Here is a 17,807-nt window from a genome sequence, read left to right as displayed (position 1 = left end):
AGTTGTCACAGCGCCTTGCGCTTGAAAAGGCCAAGCGTGGCCAGCACGTAGCCGGACAAACCGTAAAGGACAAAGAACCCGAAAAGGGCGATTTCCGGACTGTAGGCGACCAGCGCGAAACCCAACGCGATGGCAGCGATCACGAAGAAAGGCACGCTTTTCTTCAGATTGACGTCCTTGAAACTGTAGTAGCGGATATTGGAGACCATGGTCACGCCGGCCACGATGGTCAGCACACAGGCCAGCCAGCGCACATCAGCACCGGACACACCGGAAACGATCATCACCCAGACCAGGCCGGCCACCAGCGCTGCCGCTGCCGGCGAAGGCAAGCCCTGGAAGAAACGCTTGTCCATGACTTCCAGCGTCGTGTTGAAGCGCGCCAGGCGCAAGGCAGCACCGGCACAGTAGATGAAGGCGGCAATCCAGCCCAGACGCCCCATGTCACGCAACGCCCACTCATAAATCACCAGCGCCGGCGCCGCACCGAAGCTGACCATGTCGGACAGCGAATCGTACTCGGCGCCAAAGGCTGACTGGGTATGCGTCAGACGCGCCACCCGACCATCGAGGCCATCGAGCACCATGGCGATGAAGATGGCCATTGCAGCCCGCTCGAAATCGCCCTGCATCGCTTGCACAATGGCAAAGAAGCCGGCAAACAGCGCCGCCGTGGTGAACAGGTTGGGCAGGATGTAAATGCCGCGCCGTTTGAGTTCGGGATTAAACAGTGCTTTACGTGGCTTGAGTTCAGTCATTGATCACGACAATTTGGCCGGAAGGGGCTTGAAGGATACACCCTAGCCCACATCAAATTCCAGAAGCGACAAGGGCGGTGCGAGATTCCGCACCGCCCGAGAGCGAAGGTAGGGCAAGGCTGCCCTACCGGGCACAGAACAAACTTAGTTCTTGGTCTGGTCGACCAGCTTGTTCTTCTTGATCCACGGCATCATGTCGCGCAGCGCGCCGCCGACCGTTTCGATCGGATGCACGGCGTTCAGACGACGACGGGCCGTCATCGAAGGATAGTTGGTCTTGCCTTCGAGGATGAACATCTTGGCGTATTCGCCCGTCTGGATGCGCTTCAGGGCATTGCGCATGGCTGCACGCGACTGCTCGTTGATGACTTCCGGACCGGTCACGTACTCGCCATATTCGGCGTTGTTCGAGATCGAGTAGTTCATGTTGGCGATGCCGCCTTCGTACATCAGGTCGACGATCAGCTTGAGTTCGTGCAGGCACTCGAAGTAAGCCATTTCCGGAGCGTAGCCGGCTTCGGTCAGGGTTTCGAAACCCATCTTGACCAGCTCGACGGCGCCACCACACAGAACAGCCTGCTCACCGAACAGGTCGGTTTCGGTTTCTTCGCGGAAGTTGGTCTCGATGACGCCACCCTTGGTACCGCCATTGGCAGCAGCGTAAGAGAGGGCGATATCCTTGGCCTTGCCGGACTTGTCCTGGTAAATGGCGATCAGGGACGGCACACCGCCACCCTTGAGGTATTCGGAACGCACGGTGTGGCCCGGGCCCTTCGGAGCAACCATGATCACGTCGAGGTCGGCACGCGGCACAACCTGGTTGTAATGCACGTTGAAGCCGTGTGCAAAAGCCAGGGTTGCACCCTTCTTGATGTTCGGCTCGACGTCGTTCTTGTAAACCTCGGGAATGTTTTCGTCCGGCAGCAGAATCATGACCAGATCAGCAGCAGCAACGGCTTCGGCAACTTCGGCAACCTTCAGGCCAGCACCTTCGGCCTTGGACCAGGAGGCACCGCTCTTGCGCAGGCCAACGGTCACGTTCACGCCGGAATCGCGCAGATTCTGGGCGTGGGCATGGCCTTGCGAACCGTAGCCAACGATGGTGACGTTCTTGCCCTTGATGAGGGAGAGATCAGCGTCCTTGTCGTAATAAACTTTCATGAAATCCTCTTTATTTATAGATAGTCAGACTTTAAGAATACGATCACCGCGACCGATGCCACAGACACCGGTACGAACGGTTTCGAGAATCAGGCCGGCATCGAGCGCGGCGATGAAGGAGTCGAGTTTTGAACTGGCACCGGTCAACTCGATTACGAAGGTCGATTCCGTGACATCAATGATGCGGCCACGGAAAATATCGGCCATACGCTTCATCTCTTCGCGGTCCTTGCCGGTAGCACGAACCTTGATCAGCATCAGCTCACGCTCGACGTGGGCAGCTTCGGAGAGATCGACCACCTTGACGACATCAACCAGCTTGTTGAGCTGTTTGGTGATCTGTTCGAGCACCTCGTCGGAACCCCAGGTCAGGATGGTCATCCGGGACAGCGAGGGATCTTCCGTCGGTGCCACGGTCAGCGATTCAATATTGTAGCCGCGCGCCGAGAACAGCCCGGCAACACGGGAGAGAGCACCCGATTCGTTTTCGATCAGGATGGAAATGATATGACGCATTTTTCTTTTCCTCCCCCGCTTACAGATCTTCAGCGAGGATCATTTCGGTCAGGCCCTTGCCGGCCGCCACCATCGGGAAGACATTGGCACCCGGATCAATGATGAAGTCCATGAAGACCAGATCATTCTTGTGTTCCGTGAAGGCCTTGCGCAGCGCCGGCTCGACATCCTCCGGCTTCTCGATTTTCATGCCGACGTGACCGTAGGCTTCAGCCAGCTTGACGAAATCGGGCAGCGAGGTGACATAGGACTGCGAGTAGCGCTTGGAATAGAACATTTCCTGCCACTGACGGACCATGCCGAGCATGCCGTTGTTCAGGTTGATGATCTTGATCGGCAAGCCGTACTGCTTGCAGGTCGACATTTCCTGGATACACATCTGGATCGAACCTTCACCGGTGACGCAGGCGACCTGAGCATCCGGATTGGCCATCAGGACGCCCATGCCGTACGGCAGACCGACCCCCATCGTGCCCAGACCACCGGAGTTGATCCAGCGGCGCGGCTTGTCGAATTTGTAGTACTGCGCGGCAAACATCTGGTGCTGACCGACGTCGGAGGTGATGAAGGCATCGCCACCCGTGACTTCGTACAGTTTTTCGATGACGAACTGCGGCATGATGTGTTCGCTCTGGCGATAACGCAGCGAATCGCGACCACGCCATTCGTCGATCTGCTTCCACCATTGAGCAACTTCCGGATCGGTCTTGAAATTGCCATCCATCAGCTTGAGGATTTCATCGAGCACGTCCGGCACATTGCCGACGATAGGCACATCAACCTTGACTCGCTTCGAAATCGACGACGGATCAATATCGATATGGATGACGCGACGCTTTTCACCACTGAAATGCTCGGGACTGCCGATCACGCGATCGTCGAAACGGGCACCGATGGCGAGAATAACGTCGGCGTAGTGCATCGCGTTATTGGCTTCGAAAGTACCGTGCATGCCCAGCATGCCGACGAACTGACGGTCGGTGGCAGGATAGCCGCCCAAGCCCATCAGGGTATTGGTGACCGGGAAATTCAGTTTGTGCGCCAGTTCGGTCAGTTTTTCTGCGGCATCGGAAAGAATCACGCCACCGCCGGTGTAGATGATCGGACGCTTGGCTTCCTGCAGCAACTGCACGGCCTTCTTGATCTGCCCCAGATGCCCCTTGACCACCGGGTTGTAGGAGCGCATCTGGATGCTCTTCGGGTAATCGAATTCGCAGAGCTGGGCGGTGATGTCCTTGGGGATATCCACGACCACCGGACCGGGGCGACCGGTCGACGCGATATGGAAGGCCTTTTTGATCGTGACCGCCAGATCCTTGACGTCCTTGACCAGGAAATTATGCTTGACGCAGGGTCGGGTGATACCGACCGTATCGCATTCCTGGAAGGCATCCTGGCCGATATACTGGGTCGGCACCTGGCCGCACAGCACGACCATCGGGATCGAGTCCATGTAGGCAGTCGCAATACCGGTCACGGTATTGGTCACGCCCGGACCGGAGGTCACCAGCGCAACGCCGACTTTCTGCGAGGAACGCGAGTAGGCATCGGCCGCGTGAACAGCTGCCTGCTCATGGCGAACCAGAATATGCTTGACCTGCTCTTGCTTGAAAAGGGCATCATAAATGTGCAGTACGGACCCACCTGGGTAACCGAATACACAATCGACCTTTTCTTCCTGCAGGCACCTGATTACAATTTCCGCACCGCTGATCATCATTCTTGAGCCCAAAAAGCTGTTGCCTAAAAGGGCGTAACCTTAATCGACCGCCCTTGTTCGGTCAAGGTTTGCCGACATAACCATATAATACTCAAGGCCTTTAGCAAAAGAGACTACCCTGGCATCCTCCCGCGAATTATCAAGCTTTCTCGAATCCGTCGAACGCCGCGCGTTCAAACAAGCCATGTTTGCTGTTCATGACGAAGACGCAGCTCTGGACATCGTTCAGGACAGCATGCTCAAGCTCGCCGAAAAATACGGCGATCGACCGGCAGAAGAGTTTCCGATGCTCTTCCAGCGCATCCTACAGAACACCATCCGCGACTTTTATCGACGCAGCAAGGTTCGATCGATGTGGACCACCCTGCTCTCGGCTTTCTCGCCCGATGACGACGAGGATCACGACCCACTGGAAACACTGGCGGCCGATGAGGATGCCGGTGGCACACGCACCCCGGAAAGCCAGCTGCTGCAAGCCCAGACTCTGAACGCGATTGACGACGAAATAAAAAAATTGCCGACACGACAACGCGAAGCCTTCCTCATGCGCTACTGGGAGGACATGGACGTAGCCGAGACCGCGGCTGCGATGGGCTGCTCGGAAGGCAGCGTCAAAACCCATTGCTCGCGCGCCACGCACGCGCTGGCAGCCGCCCTGTCGGCCAAAGGGATCAAGTTATGATGAATGAAGAACGCTACGCCTACCGCGTACGCCAGGCGCTGAACCACGGACTCAACGAAATCCCCGCTCCCGCAGCTCGACGCCTTGAAGCAGCTCGTCACTTTGCGTTGTCCAGGCAAAAGCAGGGCGCCACCGAACTGGCGATGGCGGGACAAAATACGTCCTCACTCCGCTTTGGCTCGAACATCCCCTACTTGAAACAGGCGCTGGCAATTGCTGCGCTGCTGCTCGGCATGTGGATATCCTTTTACTGGCACAGCGTCGCGTACGTCACCGAACTTGAGGAAGTCGACAGTTCGTTGCTTTCCGACGACCTGCCACCCGAGGCCTTTTTGGATAATGACTTCTTCGAATGGTTAAAAGACGACTCGCCGGAGGAGTAATCCTCTGCTTTGCACTGGCCGCACCTCTCGGCGCCGAAACGCCGACCGCGATCATCATCGGTACGCCGCCCCAACCCACGTGGACACAATTGAATACTCAGCAAAAAAATATCCTGGCACCGCTCGCTGTCGACTGGGACAAGATGGAAAACATTCGTCGCAAGAAGTGGCTGGGCATTACCGAACGCTATCCGAACATGACCCCCAATGAACAGGCTCGGGTTCAGCTGCGCATGCGCGAGTGGGCAAACCTGACGCCGGAACAACGCGCCAAGGCCAGGGACACCTACAAGGATTTCAACCAGCTCCCTGCCGAACAGAAAAAGATCGTCAAGCAAAAATGGGAGGCTTACTCCAATTTGCCGTCCGAAGAAAAGCAGCGAATTCGCGAAAACAGCAAGTCTTCGAAGCTACTAAGCCCTCCGGCACAGGAAACAAGCAACACCTCGCCCAGCAGCGAGCCCGCGCCCCTGGCAACGGCAACCGACGCCAGCGGCGAAGCGGGGAAACGCTGATGCCGGGCCAGATCGCCAGCCTCGGCCGTCGCCTGACCTGCCTGCTGTATGAGAGCCTGGTCGTTTTTTCCATCCTGCTGATCGGCTTCCTGATCCCGCAATCGGTATTCTTTGCCTTTGGCCTGCAACTTGGCGGCAAAGTACTCATGTTGCACATCTGGCTGTTGCTGATGTTTTATTTCGTCTGGTCCTGGCTGAATGGCAGCCAAACCTTGCCAATGAAGACCTGGAAGCTCGCCCTGAGCACGGCCGACGGCAGCAGCCTGCGCCCGACCCAGGCACTGCTCCGCTATCTGGCGGCCTGGCCCAGCATTGGCTTCTTCGGAATCGGCATCATCTGGGCCGTGTTCGACAAGGATCGCCAGTTCCTGCACGACCGGATCGCCGGCACCCGCATCATCTCGACAAACAGCTGATCAGCGCCGCTCCACCCACCAAAGCATCCCGGTTGCTGCCAGCAGGAACAAGGCTGACGGCGCCGTGGCGCTGGCAAACGGCGGCCAGGAGTTGATGGTGCCCAGGTTCGAAAAAAGACCATTCAGGGCGTAGAACAGCATGCCCATCATCACACCGGCGAAGATCTTCAGACTCACTCCACCCACCCGGCTGTGCGAATAGCCGAAAGGCAAGGCGAGCGCCACCATCACCAGGGTTGCCAGTGGATAAACCAGCTTCTTCCAGATGGCAATTTCGTAGCGCTCTGTCTTCTGGTGATTTTCCAGTAGATGCCGCGTGTAATTGATCAACCCGTACAAGGACATGCGTTCGGGTGCGACCATCAAAACCGACAACAAATCCGGGTTGACCGCTGAATTCCACTCGCCGCTGGGCAAACGCTCAACACGCGAGGTATCGCCCTCCAGTACCGTTCTCACGACTGTCTTTAGCAACCAGTGTCCGGGCGGTACAAAGCTGGCCTCCTCGGCATCGGTGACCGACTCCAGTGCGCCAGCATCGTCAAACTTGTAGATTCTGACTCCCTGCAGCCTGGCATCCGGTGTCGCCTGGCGAATATTGACGAAGCTGCGCCCGTCCTTGACCCACAAACCCGACTCGAATCCCTGCTGGGCAATGACTTCGCTCATGGCCCGCGCCTTCATTTCCTGGGCAACACGTTCGGAAAAAGGCACCAGGGCTTCACCCACGAGAAAGATCAGCAGGGCGAGCAAGCCGGCAACCCGGAACAGCGTCATCAGCAAATCCCGCGTCGCCAGCCCGGAAGCGCGCAGCACGGTAATTTCGGAATGGCGCGCCAGTGTAGACAAGGCGTAAAGCGTCCCGATCAAGGCGGCAATCGGGATCAACTCGTAAACCAGTCCGGGCAGACTGAGGGCGACAAAGAACATTGCCTGATAAAGCTGGTAGCCATTTTTGCCGATGCTGCGCAGTTCGTTGATCAGGTCAAAAAAGGCAAAAAGGGAAATAAAGGCAAGCAGCACGAGAAAGATCGCAGCAAAGATCTCGCGCATCAAATACCGCTGGTACAGATCAAGGCGGAACATCAGGCAATTCTCCGCTGCCAGGGCAGACGCAAGGCGATCCGCCGGTAAAAGAGCAAAAGCAGCGGCAATAGCATCAGCGCATGCACCGCCCAGACGCCAATCCAGAAGGAGAGCTTGCCCTGGGCCACCCAGGCCTGACTGACTGAGAGCAGGTTGCTGTAGGTTGCATAGATCAGAACCGCGATCAGCATGTTGGCCGAACGCCCGGCCCGCGGATTGACGTAGGAAAGCGGTATCGCCAGCAAGGCAAGGATCAGCGCCGAGAGTGGCATGCCAATTCGCCACAGCAATTCGCCGCGCGCCTGATTGCTGTCGTCAAAAATCAACTCGGTGATCGGCAGACGGGTTGGCGAACGCTCGGCGGGCGCCGCCTCTTTTTCTTCGGTGCGTACCCGGTAACGCTCGAATTCCATAACCTTGAACTCCGGGCTGCCCGGCTCGACCTCATAGCGACGGCCATGCTCGAGCACAACGAAACGATCGCCATTCGCTGCAACTTCCTGATGCCCCGAGTTCGACATCACGACCCCCAGCTTGCCCCCCTGAACCGAAGCAACGAAGACATTGCCGACCTGGCTTGCATCCTCGGCCAACGCCTCAACGAAGAAAACGCGCAAACCGTTTTTTGCCTCACGGAATGTTCCGGGCGAAACCTGGGAAACATCGCTGCGGGCAGCCATTTTCTGCCGGTATTCGGCGGTGTTGTAATTCGCCCAGGGCGACAGGAAACCTGAAAAGAGCGCAATCGCCAGGACGACCGGCAAGGAGAAGCGCAGCACAGGCCGCACCCAGGCAGTCAGCGGCAGACCACTGGAAAACCAGACAACCATCTCGGAGTCGCGATAGGCGCGCGTCAAAGTGAGCAGAATTGACACGAAAAGCATCAAAGTCAGCAACAGGGGCATCAGATTCAATATTGCCAACCCGAGCATCGAGGCGACCGCTTCAGGCACGATGCGTCCGCCGACTGCTTCTTTGAGCATGCGGAGCAACAATATGGAAGCCAGGATAGCCAGCAGGGCAACATTGATGCCCACGGCTGCCTGAGCGAACTCGCGGCGTACGGCGCGCTCGAATATCATGCTTTGACGAAACCAAAAAAATACGAGGATAATCCCTCGAATACTGATATTTCCCTGAACAGGAGCAGCCTGTGGAATTTAGCATAAAAAGCGGTAGCCCGGAAAAACAACGCAGCGCCTGCGTCGTTGTCGGCGTCTTTGAACCAAGAAAGCCGACGCTTTCAGCGGAATTGCTGGATAAAGCTGCCAACGGCTACATTTCCGACATCATCCGGCGCGGCGACATGGAAGGCAAAGCCGGCAGCACCCTGCTCCTGCACAACGTCCCCGGCACACTCTGCGACCGGGTCCTGCTGGTCGGTCTGGGCAAGGAAAAGGATTTCCGCGAAAAGGAATTCATCAACGCGGCCCGTCTTGCGATCAAGACACTGAATGAAACCGGCGCCTTCGACGCCACGATCTTCCTGACCGAACTTGCGGTCAAGAAACGCAGCATCGCCTGGCGCGTACGCCAGACGGCAATGATTGCGCAGGACGTCACCTACAAGTTCGACCAGTTCAAGAGCAAGAAGGACGAAGTCCGCCGCCCCTTGCGCAAACTGACCATCGGCGTCGAACGACGCAACGAACTGGGTCTGGCTGAAGAAGCCCTCAACCAGGGCCTGGCCATCGCCGAGGGGGTCACGCTAGCCAAGAATCTTGGCAACCTGCCGCCCAATGTCTGCCATCCGACCTACCTGGCTGAACAGGCGCGCAACATGGCCGCCGAATTCGCGCTCGATTGCGAAATTCTCGAACGTGCCGACATGGAAGCGCTTGGCATGCACTCGCTGCTGTCGGTTGCGCGCGGCTCGCATCAGCCCCCCAAACTGATCGTACTCCGCCACAAGGGTGGAAAAAGCAACGAAAAGCCGCTGGTTCTGGTCGGCAAGGGCGTCACCTTTGATACCGGCGGCATTTCACTGAAGCCGGGCGCCGACATGGATGAAATGAAGTACGACATGTGCGGCGCAGCCAGCGTTCTTGGTGCGATGCAAGCCGTCGCCCGGATGGCCCTGCCGATCAACCTGACCGTGATCGTCCCCGCCACCGAAAACATGCCTGGCGGCAACGCCAGCCGTCCCGGCGACATCGTCAGTTCAATGTCCGGCCAGACCATCGAGATTCTCAACACCGATGCCGAAGGTCGTCTGATCCTGTGCGACGCCCTGACCTACGCCGAACGCTTCGAACCCGACACCGTGATTGACGTCGCCACCCTGACCGGCGCCTGCGTCGTTGCCCTCGGCGATGTCGCCAGCGGCCTGTTCGCCAACAAGGACGGACTGGCCCGCGATCTGCTCGACGCCGGCGAGGAAGCTCACGACCGCGCCTGGCACATGCCGCTCTGGGATGACTACCAGGACCAGCTGAAAAGCCCGTTTGCCGACATGGCCAACATTGGCGGCCGTCTGGCCGGCGCCGTCACGGCCGCCTGCTTCCTGTCCCGCTTCACCAAGAAATTCGAGTGGGCCCACCTCGATATCGCCGGTACCGCATGGAAGTCCGGCAGCAACAAGGGCGCCACCGGCCGCTCGGTGCCGCTGCTCACGCATTACTTGTTGCAACGCGCCGGCAAACTCAATTGACCCAGGTCTTTTTCTATCACGGCGCTGCGGACAGGATCGCCGCTGCCTGCGCCCTGCTCGGCGGTGCCTATGCCAAGAAAAAGCCGATGCTGGTGTTTGCGCCGGAAAAAGAGGTCGCCGGCAGCGTCGACCGTATGCTGTGGACGCACCCGGCGCTCGGCTTTGTTCCGCACTGCCGTGCCGACTCGCCGTTGGCGGCGGAAACGCCGATCCTGATCGCTGACTCGCTGGAAACCATCGCCCAGGACGAACGCCTGATGAATCTCAGCCAGGCCATTCCGCCCGGATTCTCGCGCTTTGCCAGCCTGATTGAAGTGGTCGGCCAGGATGATGCCGACCGCGAAGCTGCCCGCGACCGCGTCAAGTTCTACAAGGACCGCGGCTACGAAGTGCGTTACTTCGATCTCAGCGAGCGCTAGGAGAACCGGTGCCCAGCCCCATCATTGCCCGCGCCGACGCCCTGATGCAGAAGCGTCGCCAGAACCTCGCCGGCGCGGACGAGGTTCCCGTCCTGATTGATGCCCTCGACGACGAGGACATCCCCATCCTGCTTCTGGTCGATACACCAGCGCCGGTGGCAGAGCTGGCAAGCAGCCTTGCCGAAACCCGGGAAAACCGGCCGGACCAGCCCGATGACGTCGCCCCCCCACCAACAGCAGCGCCACCGGAACTGATGGCAACAGCGGATCAAGACGCAAGCCACGACGAACACCTCGTGCGCGAACTGACCCGGCGCATCGAAGCCCGCCTGAGCGCCGAACTGCCGGCCATCATCGCCGCCACCGTGCGCGACTTCCTGGCCGAACAAAAAACAGCCGAAGAGCCGCCAAAATCCACATAAACAAGGCTTGCCATCAAACCCAATGGCAATCCGATGGCACTGGCATGCCTGCAAAGCCGCCCCGCGCACGCAATGGCTTCCCGCCACCTTGCACGACACCCAGCGCCAGCACTGCTGGCAATACTGCCGACCAACACCACAGGATCGGTGAGGCGGTCGACCGGGTATAATTGCCGGTTTTCCCCTACGCCGACACCCCCATGGAACTCGCCAAAGCCTTTGAACCAGCCGATATCGAACGCCGCTGGTACCCCGAATGGGAATCCCGCAACTACTTCGCTGCCGGCGTAGACAGCAGCAAGGCCCCGGACGAAAATTTCTGCATCCTGCTGCCGCCGCCCAACGTCACCGGCACGCTGCACATGGGCCATGGCTTCAACCAGACGATCATGGACGCGCTGACCCGCTACTACCGGATGCGCGGCCACAACACGCTGTGGCAGCCGGGCACCGACCACGCCGGTATCGCGACGCAGATCGTCGTCGAACGCCAGCTGGATGCGCAAGGCATCAGCCGCCACGACCTCGGCCGCGAAAAGTTCCTGGAAAAGGTCTGGGAATGGAAGGAATACTCCGGCAACACCATCACCAAGCAGATGCGCCGCATGGGCACCAGCCCGGACTGGAAGCGCGAGCGCTTCACGATGGATGCCGGCCTCAACAAGGTCGTCACCGAAACCTTCGTCCGACTCTTTAACGAAGGCCTGATCTACCGCGGCAAGCGCCTGGTGAACTGGGATCCGAAGCTGAATACCGCCGTGTCCGACCTCGAAGTCGTGCAGGAGGAAGAAGACGGCTTCATGTGGCACATCCGCTACCCGCTCGCCGATGGCAGCGACAGCCTGGTGGTCGCCACCACCCGTCCGGAAACCATGCTCGGCGACACCGCCGTGATGGTGCATCCGGAAGACGAACGCTACAAGCACATGATCGGCAAGATGGTGAAACTGCCGCTGACCGGGCGCGAAATCCCGATCATCGCGGATTCCTACGTCGATCTCGAATTCGGCACGGGCTGCGTCAAGGTCACGCCGGCGCATGACTTCAACGACTATGCCGTCGGTCAGCGCCACGGTTTGCCGATGATTTCCATCCTGACCCTGGATGCAAAGATCAACGATGAAGCCCCGGAAAAATACCGCGGCCTCGACCGCTTCGACGCCCGCAAGGCCGTTGTTGCCGACCTCGAAGAACAAGGCATTCTGGTCAAAACCGACAAGCACAAACTCAAAGTGCCACGCGGCGACCGGACCAATGTCGTCATCGAGCCGATGCTTACCGACCAGTGGTTCGTTGCCATGTCCAAGCCCGGCGAAGACGGCAAGTCGATCACCGAGAAGGCGCTCGACGTCGTGCATTCCGGCGAGATCAAGTTCTACCCGGAAAACTGGGTCAATACCTACAACCAGTGGCTGAACAATATCCAGGACTGGTGTATTTCCCGCCAACTGTGGTGGGGCCACCAGATTCCCGCCTGGTACGGCGACGACGGCCAGATTTTTGTCGCCCACAACGAGGAAGAAGCCCGCACCGAAGCCGCCAAGCAAGGCTACAGCGGCGCCCTCAAGCGTGACGACGACGTCCTCGACACCTGGTTCTCCTCCGCCCTGTGGCCGTTCTCGACCCTGGACTGGACCGGCGACGCGGCACTCGACGCGGCCAACCCGATTTTGCAGCAATATCTGCCGTCGACCGTGCTGGTCACCGGTTTCGACATCATCTTCTTCTGGGTGGCGCGCATGGTCATGATGACCAAGCAGATCACCGGCCAGATTCCGTTCAAGCATGTTTACGTGCATGGTCTGATCCGCGACGGCGAAGGTCAGAAGATGTCGAAATCCAAGGGCAACGTGCTCGACCCGATCGACCTGATCGATGGCATCGACCTCGAAAAGCTGATCGAAAAGCGCACCACCGGCCTGATGAACCCGAAGCAGGCGGAAAGCATCGCCAAGAAGACGAAGAAGGAATTCCCGGAAGGCATCGCCGCCTTCGGCACCGACGCGCTGCGCTTCACCTTTGCCTCGCTCGCCTCGCCGGGTCGCGACATCAAGTTCGACCTCGGCCGTTGCGACGGCTACCGCAATTTCTGCAACAAGCTGTGGAACGCGACGCGCTTCGTGCTGATGAATGTCGAAGGCCATGACCTGGCGCTCGACCACCAGCAGTTGCAAGGCGGCGCCTGCAACGTGCCGAGCGGTGAACCGCGCCTCAAGTTCAGTTTTGCCGACCGCTGGATCGTCAGCCAGCTGCAGCGCGTCGAACAGGAAGTCGAGCGTCACTTCACCGACTACCGTTTCGACCTGATCGCCCAGGCCATCTACAAGTTCGTCTGGGACGAGTTCTGCGACTGGTACCTGGAAATCGCCAAGGTCGAGATCCAGACCGGCGACGAAGCGCAGCAGCGCGGCGCCCGCCGGACCCTGATCCGTACGCTGGAAGCCGTGCTGCGCCTGGCGCATCCGCTGATTCCGTTCATCACCGAAGAACTGTGGCAGACCGTGGCGCCGATCGCCGGGCGCAAGACGCACGACTCGATCATGCTCGCCGCCTACCCGCGCGCCGACCTCGCCCGCCTCGACCCGGCCTCCGAAGCCAAGGTCGAGCGCCTCAAGGCCCTGGCCTACGCCTGCCGCAACCTGCGCGGCGAGATGAACGTCTCGCCCGCCTTGCGCATGCCGCTGCTGGTTGCCGGTGGCGGCGACGAGATGGCCGACTTCGCGCCCATCCTGCAAGCTCTGGGTAAGCTGTCCGAGGTACAACTGGTGGACGACATGCCGGCTGATGCCATGGCGCCGGTCGCCGTGGTCGGCGAAACCCGGCTCATGCTCAAGGTCGAGATCGACGTCGCCGCCGAAAAGGTTCGCCTGGCCAAGGAAATCGAGAAGCTGGAAAAGCAGATTTCGATCGCCCAGGGCAAGCTGGACAACGAAGGCTTCGTCGCGCGCGCCCCGGCTGCCGTGATCGATCAGGAAAAGCAGCGGGTTGCCGACTTCACGGCGACGCTGGAAAAACTCAAGCCGCAGCTCGCCAAGCTCGGCTAAACGCAAAGGAAATCCATGTCCGAAGACAAACGCGGCCTTCTCGCCAAGTTCTTTTTCACCGTGATGCTGTTCAGCGCCGTCGTCTGGATCTGGGCGGTCGGCATCATCATGGCCTGGCCATGGGACAAGGACGGTGCCTGGAAGCCGGAATTCCGCGTTGCCGCCGTTTGTGCAGAGAATGAAATCTGCAGCATTCCCTACGGTGAACTCGCCCAGGCCAAGGAAAAAGGCCTGTACAGCACGCTGGCGATTCCCGGCGATGCTGGCGAAGTCATGGAAAAGGACGGCTGGATCCAGTGGAAGAAGGTCAATGACCTGATCGAGCTGAAATTCTCGTCCTGGCACTTCCAGACCGTGATCCGCTACAAGCTGGAAAACGAGGTGCCGGTTCTCGTCGAAGCGCAGGACGTCACGGTCAAGGCGCTGTATTACGCCCTGGCCGGCGCCGGCTTGACCCTGCTCGGCTTCTGGCTGCGCAAGTTCCGCAAGTAAGTTGCGAAGAGGTTTTCCGGCCGCCCGGCCGGAAAACCCGTCGGCCAGCGGTCGACACCTCAAAAAACCCGAAAATCAGACCAGCTCGACCGGCATCAGGCCGCGCAGGGCATTGCCCAGCCAGAAGCCATCCTTGAGATCGGCCGGATAAAGCACCGCCTCGCAAGCCTTGCCCCTGGCCAGCAACTCGGCTCGCAAGACGCCGGGCAAGGCACCGCTCGCCAGCGGTGGCGTCAGCAACATGCCGTCGCGCTCGACAAAGACATTGCTGCGTGCGCCCTCCGCCACTTCGCCGTGTTCGTTGAGAAAAACCATGTCGAAAACCGGTGAGCTGGCCGGCAGGCCGGCCAGCGCCGCGTCGTAAAGCTGGCGCGCCGTCGTCTTGTGGCGGCGCAGGGGATCGTTCGATTCGATACGTTCAGTCGCCAGCGCAGCCTGGCGCAGCACCGGTGGCGCCGCATCGAGCGGAAAGGACTGGACGACCATTGCGCCCGCCTTGTCCAGCGTCAGGCGCACCCGCCAGGTGCCGCTGCGCGGCTGCGCGCCGAGCTCCCGGAACAGCACCTGCTCGTCCAATGGAAAACCCAGCCACTCGGCAGAACGGCGCAGACGGGCGAGATGACCGGTCCACATCGGATAAATGCCGTTTTCCCGGCGCAGGGTTTCAATCAGTTGCAGGCCAGGATCGCAATCGCGCAGGAAGCCCGCCTTCAGCTGGCATTCGCGCCATTCGGCAGCCGGCTCGGAGTCGGCGACAATGCCGCTGCCGATGCCGAGCTTGCCACTACCATCGGCCGCCAGTTCGAGCGTGCGGATTGCCACGTTGAGGCGGAAGTCGCCATCCGGCGCCAACCAGCCGAGCGCACCGGTGTACAGGCCGCGCGGCCCGTTTTCCAGTTCATTCGCGATCTGCATGGCGCGGATTTTCGGCGCGCCGGTAATCGAACCGCAGGGAAACAGCGCCGGCAGAATTTCAGCGAAACTACGCCCGGCGACGTCGGCCGAGACTTCCGAGACCATCTGCCAGACGCTCGGGTAATCCTCGATCTCGAACAGCTTGTCGACGCGGACGCTGCCATTGCTTGCGACGCGACCGAGGTCGTTGCGCAGCAGATCGACGATCATCAGGTTCTCGGCACAATCCTTGGCCGAGTTGCGCAGCGTCTCGGGCGGCGCACTGCGCGGCGCCGTGCCCTTCATCGGCCGGGTCAGCAGGCGGTCGCCGCGCCGCTCGAGAAACAGCTCGGGCGACAGGCTGACCACGGCTTGCGTCGCATCGCCAATGAAGCCGCCGTAACGCACCGGCTGGCGCTGGCGCAGGCGGGCATAAAGCGCCAGCGGCGAGCCGAACCAGTCGAAATGCAGCGGAAAGGTGAAATTGACCTGGTAGCAGTCGCCGTCGGAAATGTAGCGTTTTATCCGGTCGACCGCTGCGCAATACTGTTTTTCATCAAATGCCGGCCGGCAGCCACCGATCCCGGCTGCAGTCTCTTCCTGTTGCGCCAGTAACCAGGCATCGGCTTCTGCGGCATCCAGCCGGCGACACTCGGCGAAGCGCCAGAAGCGGGCGAGCGGACGTTCCAGCCCCGATTGCCAGCCAGGCGGCGCTGAACGGGGTTCGAGCACATGCCCGAGCTCGTAGTCGAGCGCCATCACCGTCCAGCCCGGCTCGGCCTGCAGGCGGGCCAATACGGCGCTCAAACTGCGCGCATCGTGCGCGCTCAGGCAATCGATCGGGTCGGAGAAAAGCCAAGCGGCGGGTTCGCCCGAGGGCGCCCGCCGATCTTCAAAAAATGCGTGGAACGGGGTGCTTATTTGCGCTTCAGGAAAAACTCGAAGACGCGATTTTCTTCGCTCTGCGCCAGCAACTCGTTACCGGTCTGCTTGGCAAAAGCGGGAAAATCCTTGAGCGAGCCGGCATCGGTGGACAGCACGCGCAAGACCTGGCCGGTTTCCATCTCGGCCAGCGCCTTCTTGGTGCGCAGGATGGGCAGCGGGCAATTCAAGCCTTTTACATCGAGATCGCGATCAAATTCCATGGTCGATAGGCCAGTTAAACAAGACGAGGGATTTTACCCTTAATTGCGTTTTTCCTTGAGTTCCTCAAGGCGACGCTGTTTCAACTCGCGCAGACGGGTGTCGATAACCGACATTTCGTAGAAATTGCCGTCGCCGGCCTGCTGCGCGAACAGCAACTGATTCACCGCTGTCTCCGTCTGGCCCTGCAGCGCAAAAGCCTCGGCCAGCGCGAGGTGCTGCTGGGCCCGCCGACCGAGACCGGCATAGCTCTCGGCGCGCAGGCGATGCAGGCGAATATCCTGGGCATAGTTCTGCAACTGGTTTTCGGCAAAGCGCAAGGAATCGGCAAAGCGCCGCGCCTTGACCAGCGCGTCGCCATAGCCGTAAACCAGCGCCAGATTCATCGGGAAGCGCACCATCGCATCGCGATAGATCTTCAGACCGCCGTCGATATCACCGGTCGCGATGCGCGTTTCGGCAAACTGCCGCTCCAGCATGGGCGAGGAAAGCCTTCCCTGGCGTGCAGCCCGCAGTTCGCGCTCGGCCCCGACCCAGTCGCGGGCGCGGAACAGCGCGCAGGACAGGCCGTAGCGCGTTGCCGCCTCGGAGGTGTATTTACCTTCCCGCAACAAGGTCTCGAAATCCTTGACCGCCTCCGCCGGAATCCCCTGCAAGGCACGCAGACGGGCCCTCACCAGCAGGAAGTCGGCACTGTCGGCAACCTGCCGGTAACTCGCCGTCTGCTCGCGGTTTTGCATGTCGGTGAGACGTTCACCGGTGAGCGGGTGGGTGCGCAGATAAGCCGTCGCATTGTTCTCGTAGAGGCGGACAGCCTGCTGCAAGCGGACAAAGAAATCCGACATGCCGCGCACTTCGTAACCCGACTTGCGCATGATCTCGAAGCCCTGGCGATCGGCCTCGCGCTCGAAGTCGCGCGAATAGGCGAGTTGCGCCGACAGGCTGCCGGCCTGTGCGGTGACGATCGCCGCCCCCGCCACCTGGCCGTTCGAGCGCGCCGCCAGCAGCGCCAAGCCCATCGCCACCATGGAGGCAATCCCCAACTGCTTCGACTGGTAGAGCTGGCGCGCGATGTGGCGTTGCGTGACGTGCGATATTTCATGCGCCAGCACGCCGGCCAGCTCCGACTCGCTCTGCGCCGACAGGATCAAGCCGCTATGCACGCCGATGAAACCGCCCGGCATCGCAAAGGCGTTGATGCTCGGATCGTTGATCCCGAAGAAATAGAAACCCATGCCGGGATCGTTGCTGAAGGCAACCAGGCGACCGCCCAGCTGGTTGAGATAGGCTTCGACATCCGGATCATCAAGGTAAGCCGCTTCCCGCCAGCGAATCTCGTGCATGATCTGCTGCCCGATTTTTTTCTCCGTCGACAGCGACAATTCGTTGCTCGCGACATCGCCGAGCTCCGGCAGATCGTCGGCCCGCAAGGGCTGGACAACCAGGGAAAAGGCCAGGAGGCCGGCGGCAAAACGCTGCAAAACAGGCATGGTGCTATGATAACGC

Annotated in this window: 18 protein-coding genes; 9 read left to right on the top strand and 9 right to left on the bottom strand. The window is 60.0% G+C overall.

Features of this window, described 5'->3' with window-relative positions:
* Positions 1–5 precede the first annotated feature (5 nt).
* The 4 genes from pssA to ilvB form a co-directional block, all read right to left on the bottom strand.
* On the bottom strand, positions 6–758 hold the full coding sequence (gene pssA / locus KIG99_RS16145) for a CDP-diacylglycerol--serine O-phosphatidyltransferase (RefSeq protein ID WP_226461073.1): 753 nt from the start codon (positions 756–758) through the stop codon (positions 6–8).
* 144 nt (positions 759–902) lie between these two features.
* Positions 903–1,919, bottom strand: coding sequence for a ketol-acid reductoisomerase (gene ilvC / locus KIG99_RS16140; protein ID WP_226461072.1), 1,017 nt, complete (start codon positions 1,917–1,919; stop codon positions 903–905).
* 24 nt (positions 1,920–1,943) lie between these two features.
* A complete protein-coding gene (gene ilvN, locus KIG99_RS16135) occupies positions 1,944–2,435 on the bottom strand; it encodes an acetolactate synthase small subunit (RefSeq protein ID WP_226442951.1) in 492 nt (163 codons plus the stop codon).
* 19 nt (positions 2,436–2,454) lie between these two features.
* Positions 2,455–4,155 (bottom strand): biosynthetic-type acetolactate synthase large subunit, encoded by a 1,701-nt coding sequence (gene ilvB / locus KIG99_RS16130; RefSeq protein ID WP_226461071.1) that lies wholly within the window; start codon positions 4,153–4,155, stop codon positions 2,455–2,457.
* A gap of 118 nt (positions 4,156–4,273) precedes the next feature.
* Between ilvB and KIG99_RS16125 the strand changes: the two genes are divergently transcribed.
* The 4 genes from KIG99_RS16125 to KIG99_RS16110 are packed head-to-tail and all read left to right on the top strand — an operon-like array spanning position 4,274 to position 6,151.
* Positions 4,274–4,837: an RNA polymerase sigma factor gene (locus KIG99_RS16125; protein ID WP_226461848.1), complete on the top strand. Its 564-nt coding sequence runs from the start codon at positions 4,274–4,276 to the stop codon at positions 4,835–4,837.
* On the top strand, positions 4,834–5,220 hold the full coding sequence (locus KIG99_RS16120) for a DUF3619 family protein (RefSeq protein WP_226461070.1): 387 nt from the start codon (positions 4,834–4,836) through the stop codon (positions 5,218–5,220). The genes KIG99_RS16125 and KIG99_RS16120 overlap by 4 nt, the downstream gene beginning before the upstream one ends.
* A complete protein-coding gene (locus KIG99_RS16115; protein ID WP_226461069.1) occupies positions 5,190–5,735 on the top strand; it encodes a DUF3106 domain-containing protein in 546 nt (181 codons plus the stop codon). Before KIG99_RS16120 ends, KIG99_RS16115 begins: the two co-directional genes overlap by 31 nt.
* Complete coding sequence (locus KIG99_RS16110) at positions 5,735–6,151, top strand: RDD family protein (protein ID WP_226461068.1); 417 nt, start codon at positions 5,735–5,737, stop codon at positions 6,149–6,151. Before KIG99_RS16115 ends, KIG99_RS16110 begins: the two co-directional genes overlap by 1 nt.
* On the opposite strand, the gene lptG is transcribed toward KIG99_RS16110, so the two are convergent.
* Together lptG and lptF are read right to left on the bottom strand one after the other, a co-directional pair.
* Entirely contained in the window at positions 6,152–7,237 is a 1,086-nt protein-coding gene (gene lptG, locus KIG99_RS16105) for an LPS export ABC transporter permease LptG (protein ID WP_226461067.1), read from the bottom strand.
* Entirely contained in the window at positions 7,237–8,319 is a 1,083-nt protein-coding gene (gene lptF / locus KIG99_RS16100; protein WP_226461066.1) for an LPS export ABC transporter permease LptF, read from the bottom strand. The genes lptG and lptF overlap by 1 nt, the downstream gene beginning before the upstream one ends.
* 71 nt (positions 8,320–8,390) lie before the next feature.
* Here lptF and KIG99_RS16095 point away from each other — a divergent pair, with 71 nt between their 5' ends.
* The 5 genes from KIG99_RS16095 to KIG99_RS16075 all read left to right on the top strand — a co-directional run bounded on the left by KIG99_RS16095 (position 8,391) and on the right by KIG99_RS16075 (position 14,264).
* Positions 8,391–9,887, top strand: coding sequence for a leucyl aminopeptidase (locus KIG99_RS16095; protein WP_226461065.1), 1,497 nt, complete (start codon positions 8,391–8,393; stop codon positions 9,885–9,887).
* Entirely contained in the window at positions 9,884–10,306 is a 423-nt protein-coding gene (locus tag KIG99_RS16090; protein ID WP_226461064.1) for a DNA polymerase III subunit chi, read from the top strand. The genes KIG99_RS16095 and KIG99_RS16090 overlap by 4 nt, the downstream gene beginning before the upstream one ends.
* A gap of 8 nt (positions 10,307–10,314) precedes the next feature.
* Positions 10,315–10,728 (top strand): hypothetical protein, encoded by a 414-nt coding sequence (locus tag KIG99_RS16085; protein ID WP_226461063.1) that lies wholly within the window; start codon positions 10,315–10,317, stop codon positions 10,726–10,728.
* A 200-nt stretch (positions 10,729–10,928) separates the two neighbouring features.
* Positions 10,929–13,772 (top strand): valine--tRNA ligase, encoded by a 2,844-nt coding sequence (locus KIG99_RS16080; protein ID WP_226461062.1) that lies wholly within the window; start codon positions 10,929–10,931, stop codon positions 13,770–13,772.
* Between the two features lie 15 nt (positions 13,773–13,787).
* A complete protein-coding gene (locus KIG99_RS16075) occupies positions 13,788–14,264 on the top strand; it encodes a hypothetical protein (protein ID WP_226461061.1) in 477 nt (158 codons plus the stop codon).
* 75 nt (positions 14,265–14,339) lie between these two features.
* Here KIG99_RS16075 and pabB read toward each other — a convergent pair whose 3' ends face one another.
* The 3 genes from pabB to KIG99_RS16060 form a co-directional block, all read right to left on the bottom strand.
* Positions 14,340–15,965: an aminodeoxychorismate synthase component I gene (gene pabB / locus KIG99_RS16070; RefSeq protein WP_226461060.1), complete on the bottom strand. Its 1,626-nt coding sequence runs from the start codon at positions 15,963–15,965 to the stop codon at positions 14,340–14,342.
* Between the two features lie 110 nt (positions 15,966–16,075).
* Entirely contained in the window at positions 16,076–16,303 is a 228-nt protein-coding gene (locus KIG99_RS16065) for a sulfurtransferase TusA family protein (protein ID WP_226442937.1), read from the bottom strand.
* A 39-nt stretch (positions 16,304–16,342) separates the two neighbouring features.
* Positions 16,343–17,791, bottom strand: a complete 1,449-nt coding sequence (locus tag KIG99_RS16060) for a beta-barrel assembly-enhancing protease (RefSeq protein ID WP_226461059.1) — start codon at positions 17,789–17,791, stop codon at positions 16,343–16,345.
* Positions 17,792–17,807 lie beyond the last annotated feature (16 nt).

The organism is Quatrionicoccus australiensis (assembly GCF_020510425.1).
GTDB lineage: Bacteria > Pseudomonadota > Gammaproteobacteria > Burkholderiales > Rhodocyclaceae > Azonexus > Azonexus australiensis_A.
The sequence above is the reverse complement of the archived record's forward strand: the minus strand, read 5'-3'. Positions and strand labels throughout refer to the sequence as shown.

Bases quoted from the DNA above. Each gene is read 5' to 3' on its own strand.
- ilvC (WP_226461072.1), bottom strand. From the start codon at position 1,919: ATGAAAGTTTATTACGACAAGGACGCTGATCTCTCCCTCATCAAGGGC.
- KIG99_RS16110 (WP_226461068.1), top strand. From the start codon at position 5,735: ATGCCGGGCCAGATCGCCAGCCTCGGCCGTCGCCTGACCTGCCTGCTG.
- ilvB (WP_226461071.1), bottom strand. From the start codon at position 4,155: ATGATGATCAGCGGTGCGGAAATTGTAATCAGGTGCCTGCAGGAAGAA.
- KIG99_RS16060 (WP_226461059.1), bottom strand. From the start codon at position 17,791: ATGCCTGTTTTGCAGCGTTTTGCCGCCGGCCTCCTGGCCTTTTCCCTG.
- KIG99_RS16075 (WP_226461061.1), top strand. From the start codon at position 13,788: ATGTCCGAAGACAAACGCGGCCTTCTCGCCAAGTTCTTTTTCACCGTG.
- KIG99_RS16065 (WP_226442937.1), bottom strand. From the start codon at position 16,303: ATGGAATTTGATCGCGATCTCGATGTAAAAGGCTTGAATTGCCCGCTG.
- KIG99_RS16080 (WP_226461062.1), top strand. From the start codon at position 10,929: ATGGAACTCGCCAAAGCCTTTGAACCAGCCGATATCGAACGCCGCTGG.
- pssA (WP_226461073.1), bottom strand. From the start codon at position 758: ATGACTGAACTCAAGCCACGTAAAGCACTGTTTAATCCCGAACTCAAA.
- ilvN (WP_226442951.1), bottom strand. From the start codon at position 2,435: ATGCGTCATATCATTTCCATCCTGATCGAAAACGAATCGGGTGCTCTC.
- KIG99_RS16115 (WP_226461069.1), top strand. From the start codon at position 5,190: ATGGTTAAAAGACGACTCGCCGGAGGAGTAATCCTCTGCTTTGCACTG.
- lptG (WP_226461067.1), bottom strand. From the start codon at position 7,237: ATGTTCCGCCTTGATCTGTACCAGCGGTATTTGATGCGCGAGATCTTT.
- KIG99_RS16120 (WP_226461070.1), top strand. From the start codon at position 4,834: ATGATGAATGAAGAACGCTACGCCTACCGCGTACGCCAGGCGCTGAAC.
- lptF (WP_226461066.1), bottom strand. From the start codon at position 8,319: ATGATATTCGAGCGCGCCGTACGCCGCGAGTTCGCTCAGGCAGCCGTG.